Origin of the sequence: Nocardiopsis dassonvillei subsp. dassonvillei DSM 43111, from assembly GCF_000092985.1 — a bacterium.
Classification (GTDB): Bacteria; Actinomycetota; Actinomycetes; order Streptosporangiales; family Streptosporangiaceae; genus Nocardiopsis; species Nocardiopsis dassonvillei.
On record NC_014210.1, the window covers coordinates 4913154 to 4930407 of the forward strand.

The 17254-nt window shown below is 72.4% G+C and carries 12 protein-coding genes, 1 pseudogene and 1 riboswitch; of the genes and pseudogenes, 9 read left to right on the forward strand and 4 right to left on the reverse strand.

Annotation, left to right across the window (positions count from 1 at the left end; genetic code table 11):
• Positions 1-28 precede the first annotated feature (28 nt).
• Complete coding sequence (gene fdhD, locus NDAS_RS20350; protein WP_013155117.1) at positions 29-910, forward strand: formate dehydrogenase accessory sulfurtransferase FdhD; 882 nt, start codon at positions 29-31, stop codon at positions 908-910.
• A 173-nt stretch (positions 911-1083) separates the two neighbouring features.
• Here the strand turns inward: fdhD and NDAS_RS20355 are convergent.
• From NDAS_RS20355 to sucC, 3 genes and pseudogenes are all read right to left on the reverse strand, one after another.
• Positions 1084-2630, reverse strand: a pseudogene (locus tag NDAS_RS20355) (aldehyde dehydrogenase family protein).
• Positions 2627-3565 carry a succinate--CoA ligase subunit alpha gene (gene sucD / locus NDAS_RS20360; RefSeq protein WP_013155118.1) on the reverse strand — a complete coding sequence of 313 codons (939 nt, stop codon included), beginning with the start codon at positions 3563-3565 and terminating at the stop codon, positions 2627-2629. Before sucD ends, NDAS_RS20355 begins: the two are co-directional and overlap by 4 nt.
• A gap of 38 nt (positions 3566-3603) precedes the next feature.
• Complete coding sequence (gene sucC, locus NDAS_RS20365; RefSeq protein WP_013155119.1) at positions 3604-4791, reverse strand: ADP-forming succinate--CoA ligase subunit beta; 1188 nt, start codon at positions 4789-4791, stop codon at positions 3604-3606.
• Between the two features lie 973 nt (positions 4792-5764).
• Between sucC and NDAS_RS29670 the strand changes: the two genes are divergently transcribed.
• The 6 genes from NDAS_RS29670 to NDAS_RS20395 all read left to right on the forward strand — a co-directional run bounded on the left by NDAS_RS29670 (position 5765) and on the right by NDAS_RS20395 (position 13981).
• Complete coding sequence (locus NDAS_RS29670; protein ID WP_341873934.1) at positions 5765-6361, forward strand: MFS transporter; 597 nt, start codon at positions 5765-5767, stop codon at positions 6359-6361.
• 101 nt (positions 6362-6462) lie between these two features.
• Positions 6463-8169, forward strand: a complete 1707-nt coding sequence (locus NDAS_RS20375) for a thiamine pyrophosphate-binding protein (protein ID WP_013155122.1) — start codon at positions 6463-6465, stop codon at positions 8167-8169.
• Between the two features lie 23 nt (positions 8170-8192).
• Complete coding sequence (gene frc / locus NDAS_RS20380; protein ID WP_013155123.1) at positions 8193-9422, forward strand: formyl-CoA transferase; 1230 nt, start codon at positions 8193-8195, stop codon at positions 9420-9422.
• A gap of 4 nt (positions 9423-9426) precedes the next feature.
• Positions 9427-11586 carry an acetate--CoA ligase family protein gene (locus tag NDAS_RS20385; protein ID WP_013155124.1) on the forward strand — a complete coding sequence of 720 codons (2160 nt, stop codon included), beginning with the start codon at positions 9427-9429 and terminating at the stop codon, positions 11584-11586.
• Positions 11587-11822: 236 nt separating this feature from the next.
• On the forward strand, positions 11823-13421 hold the full coding sequence (locus NDAS_RS20390; RefSeq protein WP_013155125.1) for an Nramp family divalent metal transporter: 1599 nt from the start codon (positions 11823-11825) through the stop codon (positions 13419-13421).
• Between the two features lie 35 nt (positions 13422-13456).
• Entirely contained in the window at positions 13457-13981 is a 525-nt protein-coding gene (locus NDAS_RS20395) for a hypothetical protein (RefSeq protein ID WP_019609889.1), read from the forward strand.
• 210 nt (positions 13982-14191) lie between these two features.
• Here the strand turns inward: NDAS_RS20395 and NDAS_RS20400 are convergent, their stop codons facing one another.
• Entirely contained in the window at positions 14192-14506 is a 315-nt protein-coding gene (locus NDAS_RS20400) for a DMT family transporter (RefSeq protein ID WP_013155127.1), read from the reverse strand.
• A gap of 36 nt (positions 14507-14542) precedes the next feature.
• Positions 14543-14609, reverse strand: a riboswitch (guanidine-III (ykkC-III) riboswitch).
• A 413-nt stretch (positions 14610-15022) separates the two neighbouring features.
• Here NDAS_RS20400 and NDAS_RS20405 point away from each other — a divergent pair.
• Together NDAS_RS20405 and NDAS_RS20410 are read left to right on the forward strand one after the other, a co-directional pair.
• Positions 15023-15421 carry a DUF485 domain-containing protein gene (locus NDAS_RS20405; protein ID WP_013155128.1) on the forward strand — a complete coding sequence of 133 codons (399 nt, stop codon included), beginning with the start codon at positions 15023-15025 and terminating at the stop codon, positions 15419-15421.
• Complete coding sequence (locus NDAS_RS20410; protein WP_013155129.1) at positions 15418-17103, forward strand: solute symporter family protein; 1686 nt, start codon at positions 15418-15420, stop codon at positions 17101-17103. Before NDAS_RS20405 ends, NDAS_RS20410 begins: the two co-directional genes overlap by 4 nt.
• The last annotated feature ends 151 nt before the right edge of the window (positions 17104-17254 follow it).

A 17254-nucleotide genomic window follows, 5' to 3' on the forward strand; every position in this document is an offset into this window, starting at 1 on the left:
AGAGGTACACCGGAAGGCGGTGGAACGGATGGGACGGGTCACGGTCCGGGAGAAGGTGCTCCGGATCAGGGACGGGTCCGCGACCGAGCGCGTGGACACGCTGGTCGTCGAGGAGCCCCTGGAGATCAGGCTGGACGGGGACCCGCTGAGCGTCACCATGCGCACCCCCGGCAACGACTTCGACCTGGCCGCGGGGTTCCTGGTGAGCGAGGGCGTGGTCTCCCGGGGCGAGGAGGTCACCGCGATCCGCTACTGCGCCGGGGCCACCGAGGACGGCTCGAACACCTACAACGTGCTCGACGTGTCCCTGGCCCCGGGGGTCCCCCGCCCCGACACCTCCCTGGAGCGCAACTTCTACACCTCCTCCTCGTGCGGCCTGTGCGGCAAGGCGAGCCTGGACGCCGTGCGCACCCAGGCCGTGTGGCAGGTGGACGGGGACGGGCTGCGCGTCGAGGCCGAGACCCTGACCTCGCTGCCCGACCGGCTGCGCGAGGCCCAGCGGGTGTTCGAGCGCACCGGAGCCCTGCACGCCGCCGGCCTGTTCACCGCCGACGGCGAACTGCTGGCCCTGCGCGAGGACGTGGGCCGCCACAACGCGGTGGACAAGCTGGTCGGCTGGGCCCTGCGCTCGGACCGGCTCCCGCTGCGCGAGACGGTGCTGATGGTCTCGGGGCGGGCCTCCTTCGAGCTGGTCCAGAAGGCGTGGATGGCCGGCATCCCCATGATGGCCGCCGTCTCCGCGCCCTCGTCCCTGGCCGTCGACCTCGCCGCCGAGGCGGGCATCACCCTGGTCGGCTTCCTCCGGGGAACCTCCATGAACGTCTACGCCGGACGGCACCGGATCCTCCTGAAGAAGGCGCACACCGCGCCTTCGGCGGCCACGGGAGGCGTCCGCGGTCCGGGTCGGTAGACGCGGGAGCGGCCGGTGCGCTCCAGCCCCCTGCACCGACCGCTCCCGACATCCGGTCCTCCCGGGGGAGGACCCGCCCAGGCTTCCCCGGAGGCCCTCCCGCTCCCGGGGAGGGCCGCTTCGCGGTGTCGGCTCCGGGGGCGCCCGGTTCCGGACGCCCCCGGAGGAGCTGCCTAGACGCGCCCCTCGGGGCGCAGGGTGTAGTGCGGGAAGTTGCCGGGCAGGCGCTCGGCCGCCGGTCCCCTCGTGACCGCGTGGACCAGCAGCTCGCCGCCGACGAAGGCGCCCCGCCAGGAGTCGCCCCAGCCGCCGAACAGCTCCTCGCGGTCCCCGCGCGAGCGCGGCCGGTTGACGCCGACCTTGAAGGCCCGCACCCCGGCGGCCAGGCGCGCGGCCGTGTCGGTGTCGTCGCACGAGACCGTGGCGACCAGGGCGCCGTTGCTGGCGTTCATGGCGGCCAGCAGTTCGGCCTCGGTGTCCACCAGCACGATCGAGTCGACCGGGCCGAAGGGCTCGGCGTGGAAGAGCGGCGAGGAGCGCGGCGGCTCCAGGAGGGCCACGGGGGCCACGTAGGCGTCGGTGTTCTGGCCCGGCAGCAGGAGGGCGTCCTCCAGCCCGCCGCGGTACAGCGGCACGGCCCCGCCCGCGACGGCCTCGGCCACCCGGTCGGTCAGCTCCTTGGCCTTGGCCGCGTTGATCACCGGGCCGAAGTCCAGCTCGGGCGGGTCGTCGGCGGCCGACTCCACGGCCAGGGGGTGGCCGAAGCGCACGGACCGGACGGCCGCGAGGTAGGCGTCGAGGAAGGCGTCGAAGCGGGAGCGCTGCACGACGAACCGGGGGTAGGCGGTGCAGCGCTGCTTGGCGTAGTCGAAGGTCCTGCGGATCTGCCCGGAGAGGGTCTCCCAGTCCCCGAACTCCCACACGCCCCAGCAGTTGAGCCCCTCCTGTTCCAGGACGTGCGGCCGCCCCAGGTCGGCGAGGTCGGCCGCCACACGGCCGCCGGTGTCCCGGCCGCCCACGAAGGACACGCAGCCGATCTCGGGCCCGCGCACCAGCGCCGGGGAGAGGTCGCTGCCGCCTCCGCTGACCAGCGTGAACGGCAGGCCCTCGCGGACCGCCAAGGCCACGGCCAGGGTCAGGCAGACCAGCCCGCCGTCGGTGGGGGTCTTGGCGATCACGCCGTTGCCCGCCAGCGCCTGGACGCACATCGCGTGCGCCAGCACGCTCATCGGGTAGTTCCAGCTCGCGATGTTGCTGACCGGGCCGTCCAGGGGCAGGCGGCCCTCCAGCATGGGCTCGACGCCGTCGAGGTACCACTCGACCCCCGAGATCGCCCGGTCCACGTCCTGGCGGGCCAGCCGCCAGGGCTTGCCGATCTCCCAGACCAGGGCCAGGGCGAGGGTGTCGCGGTGCCGCTCCCAGGACCGGACCGCGGCGCGCACCCGCTCCCGGCGCTCGGCCAGGGGCAGCGCGCTCCAGCGGCGGTGGTCCTCGGCCGCCCCGGCGACCGCGCGGGCCGCGGTGGCGCCGTCGAGCATGGGCGGGCCCGCGATCTCCGAGCCGTCCACGGGCGAGTACGCGGTCCGGGCTCGCCGTCGGCGCGCCACCGGCCGCCCCAGTGGTTGTGCGTCCGGTCGGGGCCGAAGGCCTCCGGTGCCTCCTCGCGGCAGCGGGTGTACAGGGTCGCCCAGTCGGTGCCGGGCTTGAGCATCGCCGTCATCGCGCCGTGGGCGCCGCCTCGGAGAGGGCGCCCGCCTCCTCTCCGAGGGGAGTCCCGGCCAGGACGGCGCGCACCATCCGGGCCGCTTCGCTGGGAGTGGTGCCGACCTTGACGCCGACGGCCTCCAGCGCTTCCTTCTTGGCCGCGGCGGTGCCCGAGGAACCCGAGACGATCGCGCCCGCGTGCCCCATCGTCTTGCCCTCCGGAGCGGTGAAGCCCGCCACGTACCCCACCACGGGCTTGGTCACGTTGTCGCGGATGAACTCCGCCGCCCGCTCCTCGGCGTCACCGCCGATCTCACCGATCATCACGATCACGTCGGTGTCCGGGTCGGCCTCGAAGGCCGCCAGGGCGTCGATGTGCGTGGTGCCGATGATCGGGTCCCCGCCGATGCCCACCGCCGAGGAGAAACCGATGTCGCGCAGCTCGTACATCATCTGGTAGGTCAGCGTCCCGGACTTGGACACCAGCCCGATCCGGCCCGGCTTGGTGATGTCGGACGGGATAATGCCCGCGTTGGACTGGCCCGGCGTGATCAGCCCGGGGCAGTTGGGGCCGATGATGCGGGTCTTGTTGCCCTTGGCCTGGGCGTGGGCCCAGAACGCGGCGGTGTCGTGCACCGGGATGCCCTCGGTGATGACCACGGCCAGCCCGATCCCGGCGTCGATGGCCTCGAAGACCGCCTCGCGCGAGAACTTGGGCGGCACGAAGATCACGGTGACGTCGGCGCCGGTGGCGGCCATGCCCTCGGCCACCGATCCGAAGACGGGCACCTCGGTGCCGTCGAAGTCGACCTTCTGGCCGGCCTTGCGGGGGTTGACCCCGCCCACGATGGTGGTGCCCGAGGCGAGCATGCGCCGGGTGTGCTTGGTGCCCTCAGAGCCCGTCATGCCCTGCACCAGGACTCTGCTGTCGCTGTTCACGAAGATGGCCATGTGTGTTCGTCACTCCCGTCGAGGGTGTCCGGCCGCTGTCAGTTGGCGGCCGCGAGCTCGGCGGCCCGGGCGGCGGCGCCGTCCATGGTGTCCACCTGCTGCACGGCCGGGTGGGCCCGCTTGGTGAGGATCTCGCGGCCCAGCTCGGCGTTGTTGCCGTCCAGGCGCACGACCAGCGGCTTGCCGAGCTGATCGAAGCCCTCGTCGCCGCTGCGGCCCTCCAGCATGTCCAGGGCCCGGACGATGCCTTCGGCCACCGCGTCGCAGGCGGTGATGCCGCCGAAGACGTTGACCAGGACGCTCCTGACCGAGGGGTCGCCCAGGACGATCTCCAGGCCGTTGGCCATGACCTCGGCCGAGGCCCCGCCGCCGATGTCCAGGAAGTTGGCCGGTCGCACCCCGCCGTGCGCCCCGCCCGCGTGGGCGACCACGTCCAGGGTGGACATGACCAGACCCGCGCCGTTGCCGATGACGCCGACCTCGCCGTCGAGCCTGACGTAGTTCAGGCCCCTGGCCCTGGCCATGCGCTCGCGCTCGTCGGTGTCGGCGCCGTCGGCGAACGGGGTCCGCTCGGGGTGGCGGAAGGCGGCGTTGCCGTCCAGGGTGACCTTGCCGTCCAGGGCGATGATCCGCCCGTCGGCCGTGCGGACCAGGGGGTTGACCTCGACGAGGGTGGCGTCCTCCCCGACGGCGACCTGCCAGAGCCGGGTGACCACCTGGGCCGCGCAGTCGCGCACCTCCTCGGGCAGCCCGGCCGCGCGGCAGATCGCGAGGGCGGCCCCGTGGTCCACGCCCCCGGGGCCGACCGGGGTGCGCACGACCGCCTCGGGCCGGGTCCGGGCGACCTCCTCGATGTCCATGCCGCCCTCGGCGGAGCAGATCGAGAGGAAGGTGCGGTTCGCGCGGTCCAGCAGGAAGGAGAAGTAGTACTCCTCCGCGATGTCGGAGGCCTCCTCGATGAGGACGCGGCGGACGGTGTGGCCCTTGATGTCCATGCCGAGGATCTGCTCGGCCCTGGCCCCGGCGTCCTCGGGGCCCTCGGCGACCTTGACGCCGCCGGCCTTGCCGCGACCACCGGTCTTGACCTGCGCCTTGACCACCACCCGGTGGCCGATCCGTCCGGCCGCCAGCCGGGCCTGTTCGGGGGTGTCCGCGATCTCGCCCTCGACGAGGGGGACGCCGTACTCCCCGAAGAGCTGTTTGGCCTCGTACTCGTACAGATCCACCGGGCCTCCTCACGTGCGTGGTTCTCGGTCACCTCCAGTGTTACGCCATACTGTATGCAGTATGCAATAGCCCCTCGGGCAGAAATGTGTTCCCGGTCACCCCTTTCCAGATCGGCGCGCTCTTTGCATACTGCATACAAGGAGGTGTCGTCATGCGCAGCCGCCGCCCGGCCCCCGATTCGTCCCCCTCCACCCCCTCCTCCGCGCTCCCCCTCCCGGAGGAGGTGCGCGACTGGCGCGGCAGGAGCTACGCGATGGGCCCCTCGGCCCGCGCGCTCACCGGCCGGTCCCGCCGCGCGATCCTGCTCCGCGCGCTGACCGCCGCGGCGGCGGTCGGCGGACTCCAGTTCGGCTACGGCGCCGCGGTCCCCTCGCTGGTGGCCGCGCACGGCTGGTCCCCCGCCCAGGCGCTGGTCCCCTTCCTGGCGTGGACCCTGGTGCAGGGCGCCTGCGCACCGGCGCTGCACCGGCTCCGGGCGCGGGGAGCGGTGCGGGCCGGACCGGCCGTCCAGGCGGGCGCGCTGCTGTGCGCCGCCGCCCTGGTCTCACTCGGCGTCCTCCCGTCGCTCCCCGCCGCCGTCCTGGGCTACGGCCTCCTGGGCGGCCTGGGCGCGGGGCTGGTCTACCACTCCTGTACACACCTGGTGGACGGCTGGTTCCCGGACCGGCGCACCGTGCGCTCGGGCGCCGTGGGCGGCGCCTTCGCCCTGGGCTGGGTGCCCCTCCTGCCCGCCGTCGCGGTCGGGGTCTCCCCCTCCGCCCTGCCCGTCGCCTGCGGGGCGCTCGCCCTGCTGGTCGCGGTCCTGGGGCTGGTGGGCGGGGCGGGGCAGCGCCGGCCCCGCCCCGGTGGTGGCCGCCCGGCTCCGACCCGCGCGCGAGCGCGCTGCTGGCGGGCGCCGACCCGCCGTGGGCCCGCGACCTCACCCCGGCCCAGGCGTGGTCCTCCGGCCGCTCCCTGCCGCTCCTTCACGCGGTGGTCGCGCTGTCCGGGGCGAGCGCGCTGTCCACCCTCGCCGCGCTGCCCGTCCTCCTGGCGGACGGCGGCCACCCGGGCTCGGCGGCCGCCCCGGCCGTGACGGCCTTCGCCGCGGGCAGCGGCCTGGGACGGCTGGCCGCGGGCACCGCGGCCGAGCGGGCCGGCCGCAGGCGCACCCTCACCGCGCTACTGGGGGCGGGGGCGCTCGCCCAGGCGGGACTGGCCGCCGCCGTCCCGGCCGGGCAGAGCGCCGCGCTGGTGCTCCTCGCGCTGACGGCGGGCGCGTGCACCGGTTCGTGCTACCCGCTGACCCGGGCGATCACCGAGGGCCACTTCGGGCCGCGTTGGACGGCCGACATCCACGGCCTGGTCTACAGCTCCAAGGCGGTCGGCGGCCTGCTCGGCGTCGGCGGGACCGCGCTGTTCCTGGCCCTGGCGCCGACCTCCGCGTGGCCCGCGGGCCTGGCCGCGTCCGGCGTGCTCTGCGGCGCGGCGGCCGTTCTGTCGGCCCTGCTCAGGCGCCCGCTTCCGATCCGGACCACACCCGCCCCACACGGGGTCTGGACAGCGACGCGGCACCGTGCTCCAATGTGATGCACACGGTATACAGTATCCCGCCTACAGAAGACGGTCGCACCACACAAGCCACCGCAGGACACATCCCGCACACCCGCACGAAAGGGGTCGGCGTACCGATGGCCGACAAGGCAACCAGCGAGTCCACCAGCAGCGAGAAGACCACGATCTCCGGCGGCCACCTGGTCGCCAAGGCCCTCAAGGCCGAGGGGATCGACGTCATCTTCACGCTCTGCGGCGGACACATCATCGACATCTACGACGGATGCGCGGACGAGGGCATCGACGTGGTCGACGTGCGGCACGAGCAGGTCGCCGCGCACGCCGCCGACGGCTACGCCCGCGTCACCGGCAAGCCCGGGTGCGCCGTCGTGACCGCCGGACCGGGGACCACCGACGCGGTCACCGGCATCGCCAACGCCTACCGCGCGGAGAGCCCGATGCTGGTCATCGGCGGCCAGGGCGCCCTGAGCCAGCACAAGATGGGCTCGCTCCAGGACCTGCCGCACGTGGACATGATCAACCCGATCTCCAAGTTCGCCGCCACCGTGCCCCACACCGAGCGGGTCGCCGACCTGGTCTCGATGGCCTTCCGCGAGGCCAACAGCGGCGCCCCCGGCCCGGCCTTCCTGGAGATCCCCCGGGACGTCCTGGACGCCGAGGTGCCCGTGGAGCGGGCCCGCGTCCCCGCCAAGGGCCGCTACCGCGCCTCCACCCGGCAGGCGGGCGACCCCGCCGCGATCGAGCGGCTCGCCGACCTGATCGTGCGCTCCGAGAAGCCCAGCATCCTGCTCGGCAACCAGGTGTGGACCACCCGGGCCACGCAGTCCGCCACCGACCTGGTGCGCGCGCTCAACATCCCCGCCTACATGAACGGCGCGGGCCGGGGCACCCTGCCGCCCGGGGACCCGCACCACTTCCAGCTCTCCCGGCGCTACGCCTTCACCAACTCCGACCTGATCATCATCGTCGGCACCCCCTTCGACTTCCGGATGGGCTACGGCAAGCGCCTCTCGCCCACCGCCACGGTGGTGCAGATCGACCTCAACTACGCCACCGTCGGCAAGAACCGCGACGTGGACCTGGGGCTGGTCGGGGACGCCGACGTGATCCTGTCCTCGGTGCTCCAGGCGACCTCGGGCTACGGGGACAACGGCGCCCAGAGCCGCAAGACCTGGCTGGAGGAGCTGCGCACCCAGGAGCAGGCCGCGCTGGACAAGCGGGCGCACCTGCTCACCTCCGACTCCACGCCCATCCACCCCTACCGGCTGGTCAGCGAGATCAACCAGTTCCTCACCGAGGACTCCATCTACGTCGGCGACGGCGGCGACATCGTCACCTTCTCCGGCCAGGTGGTCCAGCCCAAGTCGCCGGGCCACTGGATGGACCCCGGGCCCCTCGGCACGCTGGGCGTGGGCGTCCCGTTCGTGATGGCGGCCAAGTACGCCCGCCCGGACAAGGAGGTGGTGGCCCTCTTCGGCGACGGCGCGTTCAGCCTGACCGGCTGGGACTTCGAGACCCTGGTCCGGTTCGACCTGCCCTTCGTCGGCATCGTGGGCAACAACTCCTCGATGAACCAGATCCGCTACGGCCAGATCGCCAAGTACGGCGCGGACCGGGGCGAGATCGGCAACACCCTGGGCGACGTCAACTACGCCGAGTTCGCCCGGATGCTGGGCGGCCACGGCGAGGAGGTCCGGGACCCGGCCGACATCGCCCCGGCGCTGCGCCGCGCCCGCGAGTCCGGCAAGCCCTCGCTGATCAACGTCTGGATCGACCCCGAGGTCTACGCCCCGGGAACGATGAACCAGACCATGTACAAGTAGCCCTGACCAGGAAGGAGAGAGTCATGGGCAAGGCACTCGACGGGGTCCGCGTCCTGGACATGACCCACGTCCAGTCGGGCCCGTCGGCGACGCAGATACTCGCCTGGATGGGCGCCGACGTGGTCAAGGTGGAGGCGGTCACGGGTGACATCACCCGGCGCCAGCTCCGGGACAAGCCCGGTGTGGACAGCCTCTACTTCACGATGCTCAACTCCAACAAGCGCAGCGTCACCCTCAACACCAAGAGCCCCAGGGGCAAGGAGATCTTCCTGGACCTGGTGCGCCGCAGCGACGTGCTGGTGGAGAACTTCGCCCCCGGCGCGCTGGACCGCATGGGCTTCACCTGGGAGGTGCTCGCCGAGGCCAACCCGCGGCTGGTCTACGCCTCCATCAAGGGGTTCGGCCCCGGCGCCTACGCCGACTTCAAGGCCTACGAGGTGATCGCCCAGGCGATGGGCGGCTCCATGAGCACCACCGGGTTCGAGGACGGCCCGCCGCTGGCGACGGGCGCCCAGATCGGTGACTCGGGCACAGGGATGCATACAGTAGCCGGTATCCTCGCCGCGCTGTACCAGCGCACCACCACCGGCCGGGGCCAGCGCGTCCAGGTCGCCATGCAGGACGCGGTGCTCAACCTGTGCCGGGTCAAGCTGCGCGACCAGCAGCGCCTGGCGCACGGACCGCTGGCGGAGTACCCCAACGACGACTTCGGCGACGAGGTCCCCCGCTCCGGCAACGCCTCCGGCGGCGGCCAGCCCGGCTGGGCCGTGCGCACCTCCCCCGGCGGCCCCAACGACTACGTGTACGTCATCGTCCAGCCCACCGGCTGGGAGCCCATCACGCGGCTCATCGGCCGCCCAGAACTGGCCGAGGACCCCGAGTGGGCCACCCCCGAGGCCCGGCTGGACAAGCTCGACAAGATGTTCGCCCTCATCGAGGAGTGGGCCAGCCAGCTCCCCAAGTGGGACGTGCTGGCCGCGCTGAACGCGCACAACATCCCCTGCGGGCCGATCATGTCCACCCGCGAGATCATCGACGACCCCACCCTGCGGGCCAACGGGGTCGTCACCACCGTCGAGCACCCCGAGCGGGGCTCCTACGACACGGTCTCCTCGCCGATCCGGCTCTCGGACTCACCGGTGGACGTCGTCCGCTCCCCGCTGCTCGGCGAGCACAACGCCGAGGTCTACGGCGGCGAGCTGGGGCTGTCCGACGAGGACCTGGCCGAACTCGCATCGAACGGAGTGATCTGAACACATGGCCGCCTACACCCCCGACCGCCCCGACCACGACCGCGCCGCGGTCCGCGAGGTGCTCGACCGCGCCAGGGCCGAGGGCAGGACCGCCCTGACCGCCCCCGAGGGCCGCGTCCTGGCCGACGCCTACGGCATCCCCGTCCCGGGCGAGGACCTGGCGCACTCCGCCGAGGAGGCCGCCGAACTCGCCGGTGAGCTCGGCCTGCCGGTCGTGGCCAAGATCGTCTCCCCCGACATCCTGCACAAGACCGACGCGGGCGGCGTCGAGGTCGGCCTGGACAGCGCCGAGAAGGTCGCCGAGGCCTACCACCGCATCACCGCCAACGCCCTGGCCCACACCCCGGGGGCGCGCATCGACGGGGTCCAGATCCAGCAGCAGGTCGGCGGCGGGCCGGAGGTCGAGGTCCTCGTCGGCGCGACCACCGACCCCACCTTCGGCAAGATCGTGGTCTTCGGGCTGGGCGGCGTCCTGGTCGAGGTGCTGCGCGACGTCACCTTCCGGATGGCCCCGGTCTCCCGCGAGGAGGCGCTGACCCAGATCGACGACATCCGCGCGGCCGAGGTCCTGCGCGGCGTGCGCGGCCGCCCCGCCGTGGACCGGGAGCGGCTGGCCGACGTGGTCAGCAGGCTGTCGGACCTGGTCACCGACTTCCCCGAGATCGCCGAGGCCGACCTCAACCCGGTCTTCGCCGGACCGGCCTCCGCCGTGGCCGCGGACCTGCGCTTCGTCCTGGACTTCGCGCCGCCCGAGCCGCCCGCGCGGTTCGAACGCGACGAGATCCTCGCCGCGATGAACCGGGTCTTCAAGCCGCGGTCGATCGCGATCGTCGGCGCCTCCAACGAGCCCGGCAAGATCGGCCACTCCGTCATCAAGAACATCGTCGACGGCGGGTACGCGGGCGAGGTCTACCCGGTCAACCCCAAGTCCCCCGAGGTGTACGGCCGCACGGCCTACGCCAGCGTCCTCGACATCCCCGGCGAGGTCGACGTGGCGGTCTTCGCGATCCCCGCCAAGTTCGTGGCGGGCGCGCTGGAGGAGGTCGGCACGAAGGGGGCCGCCGCGGCGGTCCTCATCCCCTCCGGGTTCGCCGAGACCGGCGAGCAGGAGCTCCAGGACGAGGTGCTCGCCGTCGCCCGCAGGCACGGCGTGCGCCTGCTCGGCCCCAACATCTACGGCTACTACTACACGCCCGAGAAGCTGTCGGCGACCTTCTGCACCCCCTACGACGTCAGCGGAGGCACCGCCCTGACCTCGCAGTCGGGCGGGATCGGCATGGCCATCCTCGGCTACAGCCGCAGCACGAGCACCGGCGTCTCGGCCATCGTCGGCGTCGGCAACAAGGCCGACATCGACGAGGACGACCTGCTCACCTTCTTCGGCCAGGACGAGAACACCAACGCCGTCGCCATGCACCTGGAGGACCTCAAGGACGGCCGCGCCTTCGTCGAGGCCGCCCGCGAGGTCGTGCCGCACAAGCCCGTCATCGTGCTCAAGGCCGGGCGCACCGACGCCGGGGCGCGCGCGGCCGGGTCGCACACCGGCGCGCTGGCGGGCGACGACAAGGTCTACGACGACATCCTGCGCCAGGCGGGCGTGGTCCGGGCCCCCGGGCTCAACGAGCTGCTGGAGTTCGGCCGCGCGCTGCCGGTCCTGCCCACCCCCAAGGGCGAGAACGTCGTCATCATCACCGGCGCGGGCGGATCGGGCGTGCTGCTCTCCGACGCGGTGGTGGACAACGGGATGAGCCTCTACGAGATCCCGCCGGACCTGGACGCCTCGTTCCGGGCCTTCATCCCGCCCTTCGGCGCCGCCGGGAACCCGGTGGACATCACCGGCGGCGAGCCGCCCTCCACCTACGAGGCCACGATCCGCCTGGGCCTGGAGGACGAGCGGGTGCACGCGCTCATCCTGGGCTACTGGCACACCATCATCACGCCGCCGATGGTCTTCGCGAAGGTGGTCGCCGACGTGGTGGCCGAGGCCAGGGCCAAGGGGATCGACAAGCCCGTGGTCGCCTCGCTCTCGGGTGACACCGAGGTCGAGGAGGCCTCCCGGTACCTGTTCGACCACGGCGTCGTGGCCTTCCCCTACACCACCGAGAAGCCCGTGCAGATTCTCGGCGCGAAGTATCGCTGGGCCCGCGCCGCGGGACTACTCTGACCCAGTGCCCGGTCGGTGCTCCGGCCCCGACCGGGCCCCGCAGCAACGCGCACCACCCCTGAACCCGGCGGCCACGGAGCCGCCGCCACACGGCCGCCGGGTCCCCCACCGCGCGACGCAGCCACGACGTCGCGGTGACCTCGCCCGTGCGTCCGGCAGAGAGGAGTCCGCACCATCCGGGGGCGCCATGCCAGCAAGCAGCTCGCATCCGCACAGCCCACAGGGAGTTCCCAGCCATGGATTCCTCACGCCCCGAGACCGGCGGCACGCCCGAACCGGTCCGCCAGTCCCCCACCGACGCACAGCCACCCTTCGTCCCCGCCCAGAGGCAGGCCGCTCCCCCCGAGGCCGAGGCCGCCTCCGGTACGGCCGCTCCCGGCGGCGCTCCGCCCGAGGAGCGCGTGTGGAAGGCGGGCCGGCTGGAGCCGATGCCCATCCGCCCCCTGCCCAAGGCGCCGCCCTCGATCCACATCCTGGGCCCCACCGTGTTCCTCGTCGCCCTCGGCGTGGGCATGGGCGAGTCCTACATGTGGCCGAGGCTGGTCCTCGTCTTCGGCCCCGAGATCCGCTGGCTGTTCCTGGTCGGCGTCACCCTCCAGGCCGTGGTCATGCTGGAGATGTCGCGCTACGCGATGGCCACCGGGGAGAGCATCTTCTACGGCGCCGCGCGCGTGTTCAAACCGCTCATGTGGTTCTTCTTCATCACGGCGATGCTGGTCTACATCTGGCCGGGCCACCTCTCGGCGGGCGCCTCCGCCTTCGAACGGGTGACCGGCATCCCCTGGCAGGCCACGGCGGTCGCCGGGATGCTCCTCGTCGGTGTGGTGTTCACCCTGGCGAAGGTCATCTACAACCTGCTGGAGAACGTGCTGTCGATCTGCATCGGCATGCTGGTGGTCGGCAGCGCCGTGATCGCGGCCATCGTGGGCGACCTGTCCGACCTGACCTCCACCCTCACCGGGATGTTCGCGTTCGGCTACCTGCCGGAGGAGGCCACCACGGCCCTGTGGTTCCCCGTGATCGTGGGCTCCATCGCCTTCGCCGGGCCCTCGGGCATGCAGCAGATGTGGTACACCCTGCACCTGCGCGACAAGGGCGCCGGGATGGGCTCGCACATCCCCAAGATCCGGGGCCTGCGGCACGCGGGCGAGCAGGAGGCCATGCCCACGCGCGGCTTCATGTTCGACACCTCCGACGCCTCGGAGATGGAGAAGTGGAAGGGCTGGCGGCGCTGGGTCACCTTCGACGCGATGGTCCTGTTCTGGGGCATCACGATGCTGGTGACGATCTCCTTCACCGTGCTGGCCCAGGCCTCGGCCCGCTTCGACCCGAACGTGACCGACCTGCTGCGCGACGGCGACCGCGACGCCGCCCTGGACGCCATGGCGGCCTCCTTCTCGGCGGCCGGGAGCCCGGTCCTGGGCACGGTGTTCTTCTGCTTCATCGCGCTCATCGGCCTCAACGCCACGCTGGGGCTGTTCGACTCCTTCTCGCGCGGCCAGGCCGACATGACCTTCAACTTCGTGCCGGGCGCCAAGAAGGTCGGCATGTCGAGGCTGTACGCCCTCTTCCTGTGGGGCCTGATCGCCTTCGGCATCGTCATCCTGCTCTTCGGCCCCGCCGACGGCCCGGCGGCGATCCTGGACGTGCTGGCCTTCCTGTCGGCGTTCGCGATGGGCGCCTACTGCGTGGTGCTGCTGCTGGTCAACAACCTCACCCTGCCCAAGCCGATCCGGCCGGGCATCCTCTCCAACGCCGTCATCGCCTTCGCGGCGGTGTTCTACCTCGGCGCCCTGTTCTACTCGCTGTTCGCCTTCGGGGTCGTGATCGACTGATGGGCGCTCGGGAAGTCCTCCCCACCGGGAGGCCCGTGCTCGACCACGTGGAGATCACGCTGCCGGGCGCGCTGATCGGCCTGGTGGCCGGTCTGTTCGCCACGGCCGTCGCGGTGATGGCCGGGCTGTCCCCGGTGGTCACCCTCGCCCTCGCGGCCGGACTGGGGATACCCCTGGCCCTGTTCGGCGCCGGGTACTGCGTGCTGCTGGCGCGCGGTGTCTTCCAGGTCGGCGCGGTGGCGCCCATGGCGCTGTACTGGCTGGTGGGGTTCCCCGTCTCCCGGCTGATCGACTCCTACGCCGTGGCGTGGGCGCTGGGCGACGACACCGTGCTGGGGGAGCCGCTCCTGTCCTTCCTGGCCCTGCAGGCGATGCTGAGCCTGGGGTTCACGATCGGCTTCCTGTGGCTCCACGAGCGGATCGCGCCGCACTGGCTGCTCCGCGTCCGGGGTCACAACCCCGTGGCGGCGTCCCTGGTCGAACGCTACCTGGAGCACGCCGTCCACCTCGACCGGCGGCGGGGCGGTTCCCGCCGGGGCGCCCCCCGGGCCCCGTCCTAGCCACCGCGGCCCGCCCGCCCCAGGGAATCCGCGCGGCACCGCCGCTCCCCCGTAACGGCGTAGGGGCCGGACACCGCACGGTGTCCGGCCCCCGCCGCGCGCTGGCGGGCCACGGGCGGAGCGGAGGACTCGACGCCACTCCCGCGCCGGTCGCCCGTAGCGGCTGGGGAAGCCCTCGCCGGGGCGGGGGCGCCCGCGCAGGGACGGGTCCTAGTGCAGGAGCTTGAGCCCCACCACGCCCGCGACGATGAGCACGAGGCACAGCAGCTTGGCCCAGGTGAAGCCCTCACCGAGGAAGAACATGCCCACCAGCGCGGTGCCGACGGCACCGATGGCCACCCACACCGCGTAGCCGGTCCCGACGGGGATGGTGCGCAGGGCGTAGGCCAGACCGGCCATGCTCAGGAACAGGGTGACCCCGAAGGTCACCGACGGCCACAGTCGGGTGAAGCCCTTCGAGGCGCTGAGCGAGAGGGCCCACGCGGTCTCCAGGAACCCCGAGACCACCAGAACGATCCAGGCCATGATGCCTACCTCCGTGACGTGTGACGTGCGTCTTCCAACGCGCCGTCTTGTCGTCACCGGGTACGGCGCACCTCGTCCGGGGTATCGCGGAACGCGCCGACGCGGATGCCCGCGACGGCGGTGATGGTGCACAAGCTACAACGCCCCGAGCCGGACGGGCGTTCCGGGTCCGGTGGAGGCGTGTCCCACCGCCGGGACGGCCCCCGGCGGGGCGGAGGCCGGACGCCCCCCGGGCCCTTCCCCGGGTGCCGGAGTCCCTGCGAAACGGGCTCCGCGGGCGTGTGCGCTCGGGGCCCGTGGTCTGGACCGGAGCCGTTCGGCGGCCGTTCGGCGCGTCAGACGACCGCTCACCGCGCGCTGGGCGACCGTTCGACGCTCCTCCCCCGCGTTCGGCGCGCGTGCGCACGAGCCCCCTCCTTCGCGGTAGTGCCGCTCCTTACAGTTCCCCGTAACGCAGATCACACCAGAGCGGCGCCGTCGCCGCCGGACGCACGGCAATCCCCCCGGAGGTAGAGCATGTCAACAGACCGGCCGACGAAGGACCCGGCCCCGCCGCCCGACGGCGACGGAGGCGGCGACGCGATCCCGACCGAGGCCTACGTCACCATGCACGGCGACCCGCGCTTCGTGGAGCTCAAGCGGCGGCTGTACAGGTTCGTCTTCCCGATGAGCCTCGCCTTCATGGCGTGGTACCTGCTCTACGTGCTCATGTCCGCGTTCGGCCGCGACCTCATGGGCGTCGTGCTCTTCGGCAGCGTCAACGTGGCCCTGGCCTTCGGTGTCCTCCAGTTCGTGTCGACCTTCGGGATCGCCGTCCTGTACACGAACTACGCGCGCCGCAGGCTCGACGCCCAGGCGGTCGAGCTGCGCGACGAGCTCCACTACACCGCGGCGAACAAGGAGGGCGGCCGATGAACCTCGCCCAGGAAGCTGTCAAGACGGTCAGCGACAGCAGCCGCATCATCACCATCGTCCTCTTCGTCCTCATGATCGCGGCCACGCTCGGCATCACCGTCTGGGCCGGCCGCAGCACGCGCTCCGCCACCGACTTCCATTCGGGCGGGCGCGGCTTCTCCCCGCTCCAGAACGGCCTGGCGATCGGCAGCGACTACATGTCCGCCGCGTCCTTCCTGGGCATCGCGGGCATGATCGCGCTGTTCGGCTACGACGGCTTCCTCTACTCCATCGGGTTCCTCGTCGCCTGGCTCGTCGCCCTCCTGCTGGTCGCGGAGCTGCTGCGCAACTCCGGCCGCTACACCATGGGTGACGTGCTGTCCTACCGGATGCGGCAGCGCCCGGTGCGCACCGCCGCGTCGGTCTCCACGATCGTGGTGTCGATCTTCTACCTGCTGGCGCAGATGGTCGGCGCGGGCGCGCTCATCGCCCTGCTGCTGGGCATCCAGCCCGGGCAGACCTTCATGGGCATGGACGCCGCCACCGCCAAGATCGTCGGCATCGTGGTCATCGGTCTGCTGATGACCATCTACGTGACCTTCGGCGGCATGAAGGGCACCACCTGGGTGCAGATCATCAAGGCCCTCATCCTCATGCTGGGCGCCGCCCTGCTCACCGTGCTGACCCTGTCCCTGTACGGGTTCAACCTCGGCGCGCTGATGAGCGACGCCGCCGCGGCCAGCGGCCAGGAGGGCTTCCTGGAGCCCGGCCTGCGCTACGGGGTGGAGGTCGCGGGCGACCCGCTCCAGACCCTGTGGAACAAGCTGGACCTGATCAGCCTGGGCCTGGCCCTGGTGCTGGGCACGGCCGGCCTGCCGCACATCCTCATCCGCTTCTACACCGTCCCCGACTCCCAGAGCGCCCGCAAGTCGGTCAACTGGGGCATCGGCCTCATCGGCACCTTCTACCTGATGACCCTGGTGCTCGGCTTCGGCGCGGCGGCCATCGTCGGCCACGAGGCCATCACGGCGCAGGACGCCGCGGGCAATACCGCGGCCCCGCAGCTGGCCCAGGTGGTCGGCGAGCGCATCGGCGGCGAGATGGCGGGCGCGGTCCTGCTGGCGATCATCGCCTCGGCGGCCTTCGCGGCCATCCTGTCCACGGTGGCGGGCCTGGTCATCGCCTCCTCGTCCTCCATCGCGCACGACTTCTACAACTCGGTCCTGCGCAAGGGCAGGGCCACGGGCGCCGAGGAGGTCCGGGTCGCCCGCCTGTCCGCCCTGGGCGTCGGCGTGGTCTCGATCCTGCTGGCGGTGTTCGCACAGAACCTCAACGTGGCCTTCCTGGTCTCGCTGGCGTTCGCGATGGCGGCCTCGGCGAACCTGCCGACCCTGCTGCTCAGCCTGTTCTGGAAGAGGTTCAACACCCGCGGCGCCCTCGCGGGCATCTACGGCGGCCTGATCAGCGCCGTGGGCCTGGTGTTCTTCTCGCCCGTGGTCTCCGGCAGCGAGACCGCGCTCATCCCGACCGCGGACTTCGCCTGGTTCCCGCTGCCCAACCCGGCCCTGGTGTCGGTGCCGATCAGCCTGCTGTGCGCGATCGTGGGAACCCTGTCGTCCAAGGAGCGCGACTTCGACAAGTTCGCCCAGCTCCAGGTCCGCGCCCTGACCGGCGCGGGCGCGGAGAAGGCGGCCAACCACTAGACAGTGTTTTCTCTGGGCCTCCGCTTCGCTTCGGCCCGTGTCCGGGCCCGCGCTCCGCGCGTGGGCCCGGAGGATTCCCGAACCACCTGCTCGGGGGCCGTCGGCGGCCCGCTCCGCCCGGGAGCCCACCCTTCTCCCGGCACGGCCGCCG

Excerpts from the sequence above, each read along its gene's own strand:
- fdhD (WP_013155117.1), top strand. The coding sequence starts at position 29 with ATGGGACGGGTCACGGTCCGGGAGAAGGTGCTCCGGATCAGGGACGGG.
- sucD (WP_013155118.1), bottom strand. The coding sequence starts at position 3,565 with ATGGCCATCTTCGTGAACAGCGACAGCAGAGTCCTGGTGCAGGGCATG.
- NDAS_RS20375 (WP_013155122.1), top strand. The coding sequence starts at position 6,463 with ATGGCCGACAAGGCAACCAGCGAGTCCACCAGCAGCGAGAAGACCACG.
- frc (WP_013155123.1), top strand. The coding sequence starts at position 8,193 with ATGGGCAAGGCACTCGACGGGGTCCGCGTCCTGGACATGACCCACGTC.
- NDAS_RS20385 (WP_013155124.1), top strand. The coding sequence starts at position 9,427 with ATGGCCGCCTACACCCCCGACCGCCCCGACCACGACCGCGCCGCGGTC.
- NDAS_RS20390 (WP_013155125.1), top strand. The coding sequence starts at position 11,823 with ATGGATTCCTCACGCCCCGAGACCGGCGGCACGCCCGAACCGGTCCGC.
- NDAS_RS20400 (WP_013155127.1), bottom strand. The coding sequence starts at position 14,506 with ATGGCCTGGATCGTTCTGGTGGTCTCGGGGTTCCTGGAGACCGCGTGG.
- NDAS_RS20405 (WP_013155128.1), top strand. The coding sequence starts at position 15,023 with ATGTCAACAGACCGGCCGACGAAGGACCCGGCCCCGCCGCCCGACGGC.
- NDAS_RS20410 (WP_013155129.1), top strand. The coding sequence starts at position 15,418 with ATGAACCTCGCCCAGGAAGCTGTCAAGACGGTCAGCGACAGCAGCCGC.